The 13,598-nt window shown below is 67.2% G+C and carries 14 protein-coding genes; 10 read left to right on the plus strand and 4 right to left on the minus strand.

The window, feature by feature from the left end:
• Positions 1-33: 33 nt before the first annotated feature.
• The 3 genes from MLE27_RS14845 to MLE27_RS14855 all read right to left on the minus strand — a co-directional run bounded on the left by MLE27_RS14845 (position 34) and on the right by MLE27_RS14855 (position 3,744).
• Positions 34-1,164, minus strand: coding sequence for an SGNH/GDSL hydrolase family protein (locus MLE27_RS14845; protein WP_243312876.1), 1,131 nt, complete (start codon positions 1,162-1,164; stop codon positions 34-36).
• 85 nt (positions 1,165-1,249) lie between these two features.
• Positions 1,250-2,524 carry a CgeB family protein gene (locus MLE27_RS14850; RefSeq protein WP_243312877.1) on the minus strand — a complete coding sequence of 425 codons (1,275 nt, stop codon included), beginning with the start codon at positions 2,522-2,524 and terminating at the stop codon, positions 1,250-1,252.
• A complete protein-coding gene (locus MLE27_RS14855) occupies positions 2,521-3,744 on the minus strand; it encodes a glycosyltransferase family 9 protein (protein WP_243312878.1) in 1,224 nt (407 codons plus the stop codon). The genes MLE27_RS14850 and MLE27_RS14855 overlap by 4 nt, the downstream gene beginning before the upstream one ends.
• Positions 3,745-3,821: 77 nt before the next feature.
• On the opposite strand from MLE27_RS14855, the gene MLE27_RS14860 reads away from it, so the two are divergent.
• From MLE27_RS14860 to MLE27_RS14905, 10 genes are all read left to right on the plus strand, one after another.
• Entirely contained in the window at positions 3,822-4,499 is a 678-nt protein-coding gene (locus tag MLE27_RS14860) for a precorrin-2 dehydrogenase/sirohydrochlorin ferrochelatase family protein (protein ID WP_243312879.1), read from the plus strand.
• Positions 4,486-5,310, plus strand: a complete 825-nt coding sequence (ccsA, locus tag MLE27_RS14865; RefSeq protein WP_243312880.1) for a cytochrome c biogenesis protein CcsA — start codon at positions 4,486-4,488, stop codon at positions 5,308-5,310. The genes MLE27_RS14860 and ccsA overlap by 14 nt, the downstream gene beginning before the upstream one ends.
• A complete protein-coding gene (hemA, locus tag MLE27_RS14870) occupies positions 5,310-6,635 on the plus strand; it encodes a glutamyl-tRNA reductase (RefSeq protein ID WP_243312881.1) in 1,326 nt (441 codons plus the stop codon). Before ccsA ends, hemA begins: the two co-directional genes overlap by 1 nt.
• 2 nt (positions 6,636-6,637) lie before the next feature.
• A complete protein-coding gene (locus tag MLE27_RS14875) occupies positions 6,638-6,973 on the plus strand; it encodes a hypothetical protein (protein WP_243312882.1) in 336 nt (111 codons plus the stop codon).
• A gap of 9 nt (positions 6,974-6,982) precedes the next feature.
• On the plus strand, positions 6,983-7,390 hold the full coding sequence (locus tag MLE27_RS14880; RefSeq protein ID WP_243312883.1) for a bacteriohemerythrin: 408 nt from the start codon (positions 6,983-6,985) through the stop codon (positions 7,388-7,390).
• A 4-nt stretch (positions 7,391-7,394) separates the two neighbouring features.
• Positions 7,395-8,453: a tRNA lysidine(34) synthetase TilS gene (gene tilS / locus MLE27_RS14885; RefSeq protein ID WP_243312884.1), complete on the plus strand. Its 1,059-nt coding sequence runs from the start codon at positions 7,395-7,397 to the stop codon at positions 8,451-8,453.
• Between the two features lie 39 nt (positions 8,454-8,492).
• Positions 8,493-9,164, plus strand: a complete 672-nt coding sequence (locus MLE27_RS14890; RefSeq protein ID WP_243312885.1) for an adenylate kinase — start codon at positions 8,493-8,495, stop codon at positions 9,162-9,164.
• 60 nt (positions 9,165-9,224) lie between these two features.
• Positions 9,225-9,839 carry a uracil-DNA glycosylase gene (locus MLE27_RS14895; RefSeq protein WP_243312886.1) on the plus strand — a complete coding sequence of 205 codons (615 nt, stop codon included), beginning with the start codon at positions 9,225-9,227 and terminating at the stop codon, positions 9,837-9,839.
• 375 nt (positions 9,840-10,214) lie between these two features.
• Positions 10,215-11,468 (plus strand): SGNH/GDSL hydrolase family protein, encoded by a 1,254-nt coding sequence (locus MLE27_RS14900; protein WP_243312887.1) that lies wholly within the window; start codon positions 10,215-10,217, stop codon positions 11,466-11,468.
• A 202-nt stretch (positions 11,469-11,670) separates the two neighbouring features.
• Complete coding sequence (locus tag MLE27_RS14905) at positions 11,671-12,963, plus strand: radical SAM/SPASM family putative metalloenzyme maturase (RefSeq protein ID WP_243312888.1); 1,293 nt, start codon at positions 11,671-11,673, stop codon at positions 12,961-12,963.
• 326 nt (positions 12,964-13,289) lie between these two features.
• Here MLE27_RS14905 and rpsT read toward each other — a convergent pair whose 3' ends face one another.
• Complete coding sequence (gene rpsT, locus MLE27_RS14910) at positions 13,290-13,556, minus strand: 30S ribosomal protein S20 (protein ID WP_243312889.1); 267 nt, start codon at positions 13,554-13,556, stop codon at positions 13,290-13,292.
• Positions 13,557-13,598: the final 42 nt, after the last annotated feature.

The raw sequence follows: 13,598 nt of genomic DNA on the forward strand, positions 1-13,598 counted from the left end.
CCTTTTTTTTTCGTGCGCCGCCCGCTCCCCGCGCTACTGCACGGCCTTTCGCGCCAGCTCCGTCTTCTCCAGCTCCCGCACCATGGGGACGATCATCTCCCCCACCCTCTTGTGCGTTGCCTCGTTGGGGTGGGCGTCCAGGGAGCCAACCACAAGGTCGGACGGAGGCGTCCCTGTGAACACCGGGCTCAGGTCCAACACGGCGGCCCCCTGCTCCGTCAGTGCTCCGGCGACCTTGGCCGTGATGGGCGCGCTCTGGCCCGGGGCCTGCAACATGGGGAAGACCACCGCCACCAGCGCGATGTGGTTCTCCCGGCAGTAGCGGGCCAGCTCCGTCAGTTCGGCGTTGTGCGCCCCCCAGACCGCCGGGTCGGCGTAGGCCCCCTGGAGCGAGGCCCAGAAGGTGTCGCCTCCGCCTGTCAGGTTGCCGCCCCAGCGCTCCATGCGCCAGTAGAGGTAGTCGGCCAGGGCCGAGTTCTCCAGCAGGGTCTTGGTCAGGCCCTTGGGCAGGTTCACCGCAAAGTTCGCCGGGTAACCCACCTGCCGGGCGGCGGCGAAGATGTCGTTGACGTAATAGGAGAAGACCACAACGTCGGGCTTCACCGGGAACTCCTCGAGGGCCTTGATCTCGTCAGGGGTGTCCCAGCCGATCTTGGAGACGTTGTACACGCGCCAGGCCTCGCCCAGCGCGCGGGCGGCCACGTCGGAGAAGCGGTCCCCGGCCTGCTTGACCCCGTGCCCGGCCGCAAAGGAGTCGCCCAGCACAACCAGCACGCGCTGGCCTGGCCCCGGCGGCGTCACTTCCATGTCGCGGTAGCCCAGCTTGTTGATGGGCTGCCAGTGGCGCTCGAACCACTTCTTCCCGGCGCGGGTCAGGTTGAAGCCGTCTGACTGGTCGTAGAAGTGGGAGAAGTAAAGCTCCAGGAGCAAAAACCCCAGCAGCAATGAGTCGAGCACGAGAATCCCGGCCGCCAGGGCCTCCAGCGAGACGGGCAGGCGCTTGCGCACCCCGGGCAGCAGCACGGCGTGCAGGGCCAGGACCAGCAGGATGATGGCGAGGATCAGGATGGCGCGCTCCTTGGGCGCGGCGCCATGGCCGCGCGGTATGTCCCGTGAACGACCGGAAACTGGTTTCCCCCGCCCGATCGGGCCGGGCGGGATCATCCGAATCTTTTTCTTATGTCCCGAAGCAAGTCAACGCAGTTACCATGGAAGCGCGGAAAGATGCGGCTGGAGCCGGCCCGTCCGTTCAGCCCGCGCCGCCTCCGTACTGCTTGCGCCACTCATCCAGGAAGAGGATGGCCGTCTCCACCGGCGAGAGTTTGCCCGCCTTGGCCCTCAAGGCCCAAACGAGGTCAGCGAAGGGGGCCTCGGGGCTGAGCCCCAACTCGCCGAGCAGCCTGGCGGCGGCCTCGCGGTGTTCCTCGGGCAGGGCGTCCAGGGCGTTCCCGCCTTCGGCTGACCGGGGCCAGCCCTCCAGGCGCGACTCCAGGAATTCGAGCAGCGTGCGCATCCTGGCCTGATAGGTGTGCTCGGCCAGGGCGCGGTTGCGAGCCCGCTCCGCGTAGGCGTCGCGCTCCTCGGGGTGGGCCAGGAAGTGCCGCAGGGATTCGTGCAGCTCCAGCATGGAGCCGAAGGTGGCCAGCTCCCCCGGGGCGAACAGCTCGCCCATGAGGCTGCGCTCGTCCACCAGTTGGAAGGCCCCGCACATGGCCAGCTCGAAGGTGCGCGGGTTCACGAAGTCCCCGCCGCTGACCAGGTCCCTGGCGGAAATGCTGGAGTGCAGGTTGAGGTTCACGGCCGTGGCGTTGAAGATCTTCACCGCGTCCTCGGGGCTCACGCGCTCCCCGCCGCGCTGCACGTAGGCCTGGAGCACGTCCTCCCCCTCCCAGTCCGAGCCCCAGATCTTGAGCCCGTAGGAGACCAGCTCCTTGAAGGCCACGCGCCGGTTGGGGTAGCCCGCCCCCAGGAAGGAGACCTCCGAGCCGTAGACGCGCTTCTCCACGGATGAAAGCTCAAGCGGCGCATGAAAATCCGGGTCCGCCGCCAGGGGCAGGTACAGGGCGTTGGGCTGCCCGGCGGCGGCCAGCTTGGTGAGCAGGGGCTCCTTCTGGATCACGGCGAAGGCGTCGTAATGGGCCGCGTAGGACTCCCAGTAGGTGAAGAGCCGGAAATCCTCCACGAACCACATCACCGAGGGGATGCCCATCTGGCGCAGCCGCTTGAGGGCCTGGCGCGAGAGCGGGGCCTGGGCCAGGGCCAGCACGAGGTCGGGCCGGAAGGTGTCCGCCTTGGCCAGGATGGCCTGGGCCACCACCTGCAGGAAGGCGTGCTCCAGGTGCTCCAGCCGCTCGGAGGTGACGCGCAGCCCCTTGAGCGCGGAGAACGCTCCGTAAAACTCCGGGGCGTCGAACACCTCGACGCAGTGGCCCAGCCCCGTAAGGGCTCGGGCGCAGTAGCGGCCGATGGGCAGCGAGCCCCCGTACATGGGCAGGACAACGAGCACGCGCAGGGATCGGTTCATAATGTCTCAAGAAGTGCTTGATGTTTGGGGAGCATGAAGTCCGGGTCCGCCACCATGTCCTCGGCGAGGGCTGGCGCGGGCTGGTAGCCGTCGCCGCCGAGGCCCAAGCTGCGGGCCGCGAAGGCGCGCAAGGCCAGGCGTTCGCCCCTTCCCGGGTCCGCGCCGCAGAAGGGCTCGCAGCACGCGCCCAGGGCGTCGAAGCCGGTGCGGAAGCCAGTGAGCCCGGCGGGCGGCTCCACACCAGACTTGCCAGAAACCAGCCGCAGGAATTCGCGGGAGGCGAAGGGCTCCAGGCAGGCCACCTCGTTTGGGCACGGGGCGGATTCCAGGCAGGGGGCGCAGTCCAGGGTGGCCTGCCAGACCGTGTGCCCCAGGCCGTAAGGGCCTGTCTCGTGGCACCAGGCGTTGGAGAGGAACAGGGCCGTCACGGGCACGCCCAGGTGCGCGGCCAGGTGCATGATCCCGGTGTCCGGGGTGAGCAGGCGGTCGAGCCCGGCCACAGTGTCCACAAGTTGCTCCAGATTGGTGCGGCCGGTGAGGTCCGTGACCAGCCGGGCCACGCGTTCCGGCAGCAGGGCCGTGAGCTCCTTGGCGGCGGGCCGCTCGGCGGCGGTGCCCAAGAGCGTCACCCCGGCTGTGCCCAGCGTGGGCAGCAGGGCCTGGATCACCCCGGCCAGCACGCGCGGCGGGGGGGAGCGCCTCGGGTCGCGCCCGGCCAGGGCCACGCCCAGGCCGCCGCCCTTGGGCCCGGCTGCGGGGTTCACCGTGGATGCCTCGGCCAGCGGTGGGGCGTAGCCCGCCCAGAAATCCGCCAGGTTCACCCCGGCCTGCCTGCGCCTGCGCGTCCAGCGGAAGGCCATCGCCGCCCAGGGGTCACGCTTAAGCTGGCCTTGCTCCAGGCGGTGGCCGCGCACGGTCTCCGGGTCGAAGGCGGTGCTCAGGGCGGCGCTGAGGCCCGAATAGTTGAGGTTGTAGACCCGCCGGAACCCGGCCTCGGCCAACTCGCGCACTCCCTGTTGCAGGGCGGCCAGGTCCGGCCGGGAGTGGGCCGCCACGGCGTGCACCGTCGCCCGGGGATAGACCAGGCCCGCCAGGCCCGCCAGGGATGCGTCCACCAGCAGGTGCACGGGCCGCCCGGACTGCTCCAGGCCCGCCACCAGCCGCTTGGTCTGAAGCAAATCCCCGAAGCGGGCCAGCTGCATGACGAGCACGGGTTTCATACGCCCAGGGTAGCCCAAGGCCGGGGGGAAAGAAAGTGGGTTTGCTGGCGGGCCGGGTTGTGCTAGGCTCTCTGCCCATGCGTTACTACCCACTCTACGCGGACCTCACCCGCAAGCGCTGCCTCGTGGTCGGCGCGGGCGAGGTCGGCCGCCGCAAAATAGGTACCCTGGCCGCCTGCGGGGCCAAGGAAATCCTCGTGCTGGACACCAGCCCCCCGGACGCCGAGCTCCAGGAGGTCCTGGCCCTGCCCAACGTGAGCTTCGAGCAGCGCTCCTTCGAGGAGGCCGACCTGGACGGCCGCTTCCTGGTGATCGCCTCCACCTCCAACGAGGAGCTCAACTGGCGCATCAGCCGGGCCTGCGAAGCCAGGGACCTGCTCTGCAACATCGTGGACCAGCCCGAGAAGTGCAGCTTCATCGTTCCCGCGCTCTACACCCAGGGCGACCTGACCGTGGCCATCTCCACTGGCGGGGCCTCCCCGGCCATGGCCCGCAAGATCCGCAAGGAGATGTCCGAGACCTTCGGCAGCGAGTACGCCGCCGCGCTCATGCTCATGAGCAGGCTGCGCCCCCTGGTGCTGGAGCTGGGCCTGGGCTCGCCGCGCAACGGGGCCATCTTCCGCAGCCTGGTAGAATCGGGCCTGCTGGACGCCCTGGAGCGGCGCGACATGCCCGCCACGGCGGAAATCCTCACCGCGCACATTCCTTCCGAGCTGCACGGCAGCATCCCGGAGCTACTGGATGGACTCAGCTGAACTCGCCCTCTACGCAGCGCTGACCCTCTATCTGGTGGGCAGCGGCGGGCACATCTGCGGCATCTTCACCGGCAAGCACCGCCCGAACACCTTCGGGGGCATCGCCTCCGGCGCTGGTTTCGCCTGCCACACGGTGAGCCTGGCCCTGCGGCTCTTCGCCAACCCCTCCCTGGCCCTGGCCAGCGGGGAGTTCTACCTGAGCCTGTTCTCCTGGAGCCTGCTGCTGATCCTCTTCGTGCTCTGGGTGCGGCTCAAACTCTCCTTCCTGGGGCTCATCGCCACGCCGCTGGCCTTCATCATTCTCCTGGGCTCGCTGGGCGTCAATTCGGCGCGCCTGCCCCTGCCGCCCTCCCTGGCGGGGCTGTTCTTCGGGCTGCACATCGGTACGCTGTTCTGCTCGCTTGGGCTCATGGCCATGGCCGGGGCCGCCGGAGCCGCCTACCTCAAGCTGGAGCGGCGCATCAAAAGCAAGGAGAAGCTCAACGGCGTATGGGCCGCGCTCCCCTCGCTGGACAAGCTGGACAACGCCAACCGCCTGGCCGTGACCTTCGGCTTCCCCCTGTACACCGTGGGCCTGCTCTCCGGCTTCCTCTGGGCCGGGCTCACCTGGAAGCGCTACTTCTCCTGGGACCCCAAGGAGATCACCGCCGTGTTCATCTGGCTTCTGTTCGCCTTCCTGTTCCACCAGCGCGTGGCCCTGGGCTGGCGCGGCAGAAAGACGGCCTGGCTGGCCATATGGGTGTTCGGGCTCAGCCTGGCCTCCATGCTCGGCATCAACTTCTTCGTAAAGACGCACCACAGTTTCGCCTGATGCAGCACGACATCCATATTCTCGGTCTCAACCACCGCACGGCGGACGTGAACGTGCGGGAGTGTTTTTCCCTCAAGGAGCAGGTGAGCTTCGAGGAGTGCGTCGAAAGCCTGGGCAAGGCCGTGGACGAACTGCTGGTGCTCTCCACCTGCAACCGGGTCGAGATCCTGGTTGTGGCACCCCTGGGCTCCGGCGCGGGGGAGAAGGTCATCCGCTGCTGGGCGGAGTCCAGCGGCCGCAGCCCCTCGGAGCTGGCGCCCCACGTGTACCATCGGCGCGGGCTTGAGGCCGTGGAGCACCTGTTCCAGGTGGCCGCCGGGCTCGACTCCATGGTGCTTGGCGAACCCCAGATCCTGGGGCAGCTCAAGCAGGCCTACAAGAACGCCGTGGACAAGGGCCAGACCAAGGTGGTGGTCAACCGCCTGCTGCACAAGGCCTTCTCCACGGCCAAGCGCGTGCGCACGGAGACGGGCATCGGCACCAGCGCCGTCTCCATCAGCTACGCCGCGGTGGAGCTGGCCAAGCACATCTTCGGCGAGATGGGCGACAAGAAGGCCATGCTCATCGGCGCCGGCGAAATGGCCGAACTGGCCGCCACGCACCTGGTGGGCGCGGGCGTCAAGTCGCTCAGCGTGGTCAACCGGACCTTGTCCCGCGCGGAGGAGCTGGCCGCCCGCTTCAAGGGCAGGCCCCTGGCCTTCGCCGAGCTCATCGACCGCCTGCCCGAGGTGGACATCGTCATCAGCTCCACCGGCTCCCCCGAGCCCATCATCCGGGCCCGCGACATCAAGGACGTGCTCAAGAAGCGCAAGTTCAAGCCCATGTTCTTCATCGACATCGCGGTGCCCCGCGACATCGACCCGGACATCAACAGCCTGGACAACGTCTACCTCTACGACATCGACGACCTGAAGGACGTGGTGGAGGAGAACAAGGCCCAGCGCGCCACCGAGGCCGAAAAGGCCCGGGACATCATCCGCTCCGAGTCGGAGAAGTTCGGCCAGTGGCTCAAATCCCTGGACCTGCAGCCCACCATCGTGGACCTGCTGGGCCAGGGCGAAGCCATCGCCCGCAAGGAGCTGCGCCGCACTCTCAAGCGCCTCGGCCCCGACTGCCCCCAGAGTGTGCAGGACGCCGTGGAGAAGCTGGCCCTGTCCCTGGCGCACAAGCTCTACCACCCGCCCCTGTTGTTCCTGAAACGGCGCTCCCAGGAGGAGGACGGCGGCGAACGCTTCCTGGACCTGGCCCGGCGCATGTTCGACCTCGACGACGAGGTGGTGCCCCCCGATGCCCACATGGACCGCAAACCAGCCGCCAAGGAGTAGCCATGCGCGTATACCAGATTGACGAACTCACCCGCGAAGACGTGGAGAAGGTCGAGGCGCGCCTGGTGCAGAAGGGCTGGACCGGCTCCATCAAGGGCATGTACTATGTGCCCATCCCCGAGGAATTTCTGGGGCCGGAGCAGCGTGAGCACTTGGAATCCTGCGGGCCGTTCTTCCTGCCCCTGGAGACCGGCGACGGCTGGATTCGCCTGGAGCTTCTGGTGCGGGCCAGGCAGATTCTGCGCTGCTCCTGCGTGGCATACGCCAACGCGGCCATGCGCGAGCACATGATCGACAGCCTGGACGTGCTCGTGCGCGAGCTCGACATCGCCGTCTAGGAGCGCGCCATGACCATCTTCGTCTGGTCCGACAGCCTGAGCGTGAACCACAAGGAGATCGACCAGCAGCACATGCGCCTGGTCGAGCTGCTGGCCGACCTGGAACGGGCCCACGCCGCCGGGGAAGGCAAGGAAATCCTGGCCCGCGTCATCCGCGAGCTCAACGACTACGTGCGCGAGCACTTCAGCACCGAGGAACGCCTGATGAACCGCATCGGCTTCCCCGGCCTGGAGGCGCACGTGGCCCAGCACGAGGCCTTCATCGAGAAGCTGCTCCACTTCGAGCTTGACTACCTGGGCGACAGGGCCGAGCTGTCCAACGACCTGCTGATTTTCCTGCAGCGCTGGTTCGAGGAGCACGTCACCGGCTTCGACCAGGAATACGCCCGTCATTTCCAGCAGCACGGGCTGCTCTGAGCACATGGCCCTGCCCGGCGGGCTCTCCGCCCTCTCCCCCTGGTCCGCCCATCTCTGCCTGCGCGTGGAGCGCACACTGCTTGACCTCGCCGGGCAGGAGCTGCGCGGCCAAAGCGTGGTGCTCGCCGTATCCGGCGGGCTGGACTCCACGGCCCTGGCCGCCATGCTCTCGATCCTCGGCCCGCGCCTGGGCCTGACCCTGCACGCCGCCCACCTGGACCACGGCCTGCGCCCCGACTCAGCACAAGACGCCGCCCACTGCGCCGAGACCTGCGCCGCGCTGGACATCAGCTGCGTGGTCAAGGCCGCCGACATCCGCGCCGAGGCCGCCAGCCGGCACACCGGCCTGGAGGACGCCGGCCGCAGGGCGCGCTACGCCTGGCTGGAGGAACTGCGCCGCGAGACCGGCTCCTTCGCGGTGCTCACCGCGCACCAGCTGGACGAACTGGCCGAAGACGTCATCATGCGACTGCTCCGCGGCGCGGGCTGGCCCGCCCTGGGCGGCATGCCCGCCTGGGACCCGCAGCGGCGCATCCTGCGCCCCCTGCTCACCCTGCCCAAGGAGCAGCTGCGCCGCTTCCTGAACGAATGGGGCCTGGCCTGGCGCGACGACCCCAGCAACGAGGACCGCGCTTTCCTGCGGAACCGGGTCCGCAAGGATTTCGTGCCGTTGTTCATTCGTGAAAATCCGCACTTTCTGGGGACCGTGGCCGAACTCTGGACCCAGGCGCGCATCGACGAGTCTTTCGTCCATGACGCCGTGTCGCCGCTGATCCCGGAGCCGGACACGGCCACGGGAGAGCGCCTCCTGCCCGGCGACACCCTCAAAAACCTCCCCAAGGCCCTGCGCCTGCGCCTCTACAAGCGCGTCGTGGAGTCGCTCGGGCCAGGCCAGCCCCTGGCCGCGCCACTGCGCGCCCTGGACGAGGCCTGGGCGGCTCGCTCCCTCGGCAAGGACTTCCAGTTCCCCGGCGGCAAGCAGGCCATGGTGACGCGCGATGGCATCGTTTTCATTCCAGGTTCCGGGGCCGCCGCCGTTGACACTTCCCCGCCCGAGGGATAGAGAGCACCGATTGTTACTTTTTAAACAAGGAGGCGGCGCGTGAATATCCTGACCTTCGGGCCCAACGGCAGCGGCAAGGGAACTCAGGGTTCCCTGGTTAAGCAGAAATACAATCTGGCTCACATCGAGTCCGGCGGCATCTTCCGCGAGCACATCGGCGGCGGCACCGAGCTGGGCAAGAAGGCCAAGGCGTATATCGACCGCGGCGACCTGGTCCCCGACGAAATCACCATCCCCATGGTCCTCGAGACCCTGAAGACCAAAGGTCAGGGCGGCTGGCTGCTGGACGGCTTCCCCCGCAACACCGTGCAGGCCCAGAAGCTGTGGGAGGCCCTGCAGGCCGAAGGCATGAAGCTCGACTACGTGATCGAGATCCTGCTGCCCCGCGAAATCGCCAAGAACCGCATCATGGGCCGCCGCATCTGCAAGAACGACCCCAACCACCCCAACAACATCTTCATCGACGCCATCAAGCCCAACGGCGACAAGTGCCGCGTCTGCGGCGGCGATCTCTCCGCCCGCTCCGACGACCAGGACGAGGCCGCCATCGGCAAGCGTCACGACATCTACTACGACACCAACACCGGCACCCTGGCCGCCGCCTACTTCTACAAGGACCTGGCCGCCAAGGGCGTGACCAAGTACATCGAGCTCGACGGCGAAGGCGCCATCAACGACATCAAGGAAAAGCTGCTGGCCCAGCTGGCCTAACGCATCCGCTACCTAGCCCCGGAGCCCGGCCCGCCGGGTTCCGGGGCTTTTTTACATCCAATGAGCAAAGCCGCCCGCATAGACGCCCTGCTGGCCCGCCTGGCCGCCGTGCCACAGGCCCCTGACCTGTTCAATCCCTTCCAGGACGCGCGCCTCGCGGGCAACATGCGCCAGTTCCTGCTCTTCCTGGCCCGCCAGCCCGTGAAGCTGGCGCTCATCGGCGAGGCCGCCGGGCACCGGGGCTGCGCCCTGACCGGCATGCCCTTCACCAGCCCGGAGACGCTGGCCACCAACGCCAATCCGTTCTTCGCCTCCCACCGGGAGACCATGTTCCGCCAGGGCGACGTGTTCGAGCCCAGCGGCCGCTACGTTTGGGGCGTGGCCGACGCCCACGGCGTCATCCCCCTGCTCTGGAACGCCCTCCCCCTGCACCCGCACCTGCCTGGCAAGCCGCGCACCAACCGCACCCCGCGCACCAAAGAGCTGGAGCTGGGCAAACCCTTCCTGGCCGAAGTTCTGGACATCTTCCGCCCCCACCTGGTGGTGGCCGTGGGCCGCAAGGCAGAGCACTCCCTGGGGGCGCTCTTCCCCGGGCTGGCCTTCCGCACCGTGCGCCACCCGGCCATGGGCGGCAGCACCCTCTTCCGCGCCCAGATGGCGGAGATCCTCGCCTAGCACGGCTTTACCTCGAGCACCTGGAGGATCGCCAGGCAAGCGGATGCCGAAGCATACGCCCTGATTCCCGCCCCGCCCAACGGAGCGAACCAAAGGGCCACGAAGGGCGTCTGTCCCGCCCGCTGCGGCGCCGCGCCCCGTCTTCTGCTCGAGCCCCACGGTTCCGCGTCTGAAGCACTTTCTCGAAGGCTTGGTATCCTAATAATTTGCGTTGCCTGGGATGCCGCCAGAGGTTAGAGACAGGCCGGACACGATTGAACATGATGTAAACCGCATCCGGCATTTGGCGCCGCAACACCAATCCATCAGATGATGAACCGCTTCTTCGCCGCCCTTTTCTCGGTCCTCTTGCTGGCCACAGCCACCGGGCTGCTGATGCGCGAAAGCATCAATACCAGGCTTCTCGACATCCACGCCTTCAAGCACGACCCCGCCGCCACCACCTCGCCCACTCTGGGGTTCCGCCTCAGGCAAAGCAACGAGATCAAGGACAAGGCCCTCCACGGCTTCCGGCACAACGCCTACGGGTTCACCGGACCGGACTTCAGCCTGCGCAAGCCTTCCGACACTTTCAGAATCATCTGCTTGGGCGGCTCCACCACCTACGGTGCGGGCGTCGAAACGGACATGTATTCCTACCCCGCACTCCTGCAGGCGATGTTCGAGCGCACCAGATCACCCGGCGGCAAACGCATCGAAACGATCAACGCGGGCGTTTTCGGCTACAACTCTCTGCACACCTACCTGCAAGTCGCCACTCGGCTGCGACTCTTCGACCCGGACATGTACATCATCATGGACGGGCTGAACGATCTCGATGCAGCCCAAGCCTTGCATCGAAAGGTGTATACACGGGAATACACCATCCCCGAAACATTCCGCAACGTCGTGGGTTACGAACGCAATCTGCAGAAAGCCCTTGACGCCGCCCGGCGCGACAATGTGCTGGCCGTGCTGGTCAGCGATCCGCTGAAGTCCGGCAAGGACCCGGCCGCATCCTACCTGACGGACGGGAATCAGGACCTGGCCGAGTTGCTGGCCTTCGGACGCACGGCCCTGCCCGTCATCAACGCCTCGCTAGCCGCCAGGAACCACGTCCCCTTCGACAACGCGCAGGACACCTTCGACCCCATCCTCTCGGATCGAGCCAAGACCCGCAGGGTCTGGGCGGACGACCTGCACCTGACCCGCTACGGCTATTACCTGCTGGCCCGCGAGGTTTACCGACAGTTGATGGCCATTCCCGCCGTACAGCAGGCTGCAGGAACCAGCCGGGCCGCCTCCAGCGAGGAGTTGGACGCACTCTTCCCTGAAATCGTGCTGTGGCGCCCTGCCGACGGCATGGGCTGGGCCGCGTCTACGGCACTCCGCAACGGGGAGCCGGAGGCCGTCAACATCAAGGACCTGGAAACCAACGACAAAGGCTGGAGCGCCTTCACGCCGTCCGACAGCGAAATCCCGGCCACATTGACGGTCGCCCCGGGCGCGGGCGTCACCCGGTTCAGAATCTACCCGCGACTGGAGAAGGCAAGCGACAGCGTGAGCGTGTTCTGGCTGTCCGCCGACGGCAGGCGGCAGCCGATTTTCACCTTGGCCAAGGGTTTCGACGACAGCCATTGGACTCCTTAGTCGGCATGGTATGACATCAGCGTGCCTGATGAACCCGGCGGAAAATTGGAAATCATCCTGAAGGGGTTCACTTCACAATTCTGGCACAACGGCCCGGGACTGCTGTTTCCTGTCAACTGAGGAATATCCCCGCCCTCTTGCTTAACCCCGGCAGGCGCACTATCATCAATGGGCGATCATCATCAGCCCGCGAGGTTCGTCCATGCCGCACGCCGTCAGCCCCCGCATCGTCCATGTGGAGCCCACCACCCGCTGCAACATGCGCTGCCGCATGTGCATCAAGGCCGTCACCGATTCCCCGGTCCCCGACGGAGACATGCCGTTTGAGGATTTCCAGCGCCTGCTGCCCGACCTGGCCGGTTGCGGCAAGCTGGTGTTCGCCGGCATCGGCGAGCCCCTGCTGCACCGCGACCTTCCCGCCATGATCGCGGCCGCGCGCCAGGTCATGAGCCCTGACGCGGAGATCGCCATGCAGTCCAACGGGCTGCTCCTGACCAAGGAGCTGGCCCTGGAGCTGGCTACCGCAGGGCTGGACACGATATGCATTTCGATCGACTCCCTCGACGACGCGGACGGCGAATCCCTGCACGGCGCGGTGCGGCTGCAGTCCCTGGCCGACGCCTACGAGGCCCTGCGCCTGGCCGGCGAGCGCGCCGGACGCCCGATCCGGGTGGGCGCGCAGATCGTGCTCATGCGCGAGAACGCCCCTCGCCTGCCCGAGATGGTGCGCTGGGCGGGTGACCACGGGGCGCGCTTCGTCATCGTGTCGCACCTGTTCCCATACACCCGCGAGGCGGAGGACCACTCGCTGTTCAACCCCAACCCCGAAGAGGCCGCCCGCTACTTCTCAAAGTGGAAGGCCATCGCGGCCGGGGAAGGGCTGAATTTCGACGACTACTACAACGTGCTCTGGCGGGTGGACAAATCCGATGGAGACAAGCGCCTGGTGCACCTGGTGAAGCTCATGCAGCGCGACGCCAACGCCAACGGCGTGTGGATGAACGTTCGCAGCCTCTTCGACTGGGACCGCACCGACAGGGCCGACCTGGAGCGAGCCTTCGAGGGCGCGCGCGCCGTGGCGCGGGAGCTGGACATGGAGATCAACCTGCCGCCGCTCTCGGCACGGCAGGAGAGACGCTGCGACTTCATGGAGGAAGGCGCCACCTTCATCAGCCGTTCGGGCCAGGTTGCGCCGTGCCACTTCCTGTGGCGCAACTACCGCTGCATCATGGGCGGCGAGACCAAGCACGTGCGCGCTGCGTTCTTCGGCTCCATCAGGCAGGCCCGCCTGGAGGACATCTGGAACGAGGCCGGCTACAAGGACTTCCGCGACCAGGCCCTGGCCTACGAATATCCACACTGCGCCAGTTGCAACGGCGGCCCCTGCAGCGACATCACCTCGGCCAGTTCCCCCTTCGAGGAGGACTGCATCGGCTCGCGCGTGCCCTGCTGCCACTGCCCCTGGCCGGTGGGGCAACTGGCCTGCCTGAGCTAGCGCGGCAACGCCACTCTCCGGGGGCGCACTCCACGGGCTCGGCGCAGCAAGACCTTGCACCGGCCTGCGGTACGGCTCGTGTCGCCTCAGCCCGACAAAGCAGGGCTGCCGCCAATGCCGTGTCGCATCCTCCCGGAGCGGCCAGCCATCAACGCGAAGCCGGAAGGGATACCGAAGGGAGGAACTCCCTTTGGCGGGGTCCAGGGGCAGCGCCCCTGGCCGCCGGAGGCTCCTGCTCCCTCCTCCCTCCGCCCTTCCCCCTTCAAGAACGACGAAAAGCCCGCACGGCGAATAGCCGGCGGGCTTGTTGTCGGTATGGCGGGCAACTAGGCCGTGATCTTGTTCACGGCGAGATTCAGCCTGGAGACGTTGCGCGCGGCGGTCTTCCAGTGAAGAATCTTCTTGGAGGCGGCCTTGTCGAGAATCATCGTGGCGGCCTTGAGGGCCTCCTGGGCGGCGGCGGCATCCTTCTGCTCGACGGCCAGGCGCACGGCCTTGACGGCGTTGCGCACACGGGTTTTCATGGCGCGGTTGCGCGCACGGGCGATAAGGCTCTGACGGTGCCTCTTCAAAGCGGACTTATGATTGGCCAAGGGATCTCCCTCCTCGCATCAAGTTCAAAGACGGACTTGATA

It is taken from the genome of Fundidesulfovibrio agrisoli (assembly GCF_022808715.1).
Classification (GTDB): domain Bacteria; phylum Desulfobacterota; class Desulfovibrionia; order Desulfovibrionales; family Desulfovibrionaceae; genus Fundidesulfovibrio; species Fundidesulfovibrio agrisoli.

Bases quoted from the DNA above. Each gene is read 5' to 3' on its own strand.
- MLE27_RS14845 (WP_243312876.1), bottom strand. From the start codon at position 1,164: ATGATCCCGCCCGGCCCGATCGGGCGGGGGAAACCAGTTTCCGGTCGT.
- MLE27_RS14850 (WP_243312877.1), bottom strand. From the start codon at position 2,524: ATGAACCGATCCCTGCGCGTGCTCGTTGTCCTGCCCATGTACGGGGGC.
- MLE27_RS14855 (WP_243312878.1), bottom strand. From the start codon at position 3,744: ATGAAACCCGTGCTCGTCATGCAGCTGGCCCGCTTCGGGGATTTGCTT.
- MLE27_RS14860 (WP_243312879.1), top strand. From the start codon at position 3,822: ATGCGTTACTACCCACTCTACGCGGACCTCACCCGCAAGCGCTGCCTC.
- ccsA (WP_243312880.1), top strand. From the start codon at position 4,486: ATGGACTCAGCTGAACTCGCCCTCTACGCAGCGCTGACCCTCTATCTG.
- hemA (WP_243312881.1), top strand. From the start codon at position 5,310: ATGCAGCACGACATCCATATTCTCGGTCTCAACCACCGCACGGCGGAC.
- MLE27_RS14875 (WP_243312882.1), top strand. From the start codon at position 6,638: ATGCGCGTATACCAGATTGACGAACTCACCCGCGAAGACGTGGAGAAG.
- MLE27_RS14880 (WP_243312883.1), top strand. From the start codon at position 6,983: ATGACCATCTTCGTCTGGTCCGACAGCCTGAGCGTGAACCACAAGGAG.
- tilS (WP_243312884.1), top strand. From the start codon at position 7,395: ATGGCCCTGCCCGGCGGGCTCTCCGCCCTCTCCCCCTGGTCCGCCCAT.
- MLE27_RS14895 (WP_243312886.1), top strand. From the start codon at position 9,225: ATGAGCAAAGCCGCCCGCATAGACGCCCTGCTGGCCCGCCTGGCCGCC.
- MLE27_RS14900 (WP_243312887.1), top strand. From the start codon at position 10,215: ATGCGCGAAAGCATCAATACCAGGCTTCTCGACATCCACGCCTTCAAG.
- MLE27_RS14905 (WP_243312888.1), top strand. From the start codon at position 11,671: ATGCCGCACGCCGTCAGCCCCCGCATCGTCCATGTGGAGCCCACCACC.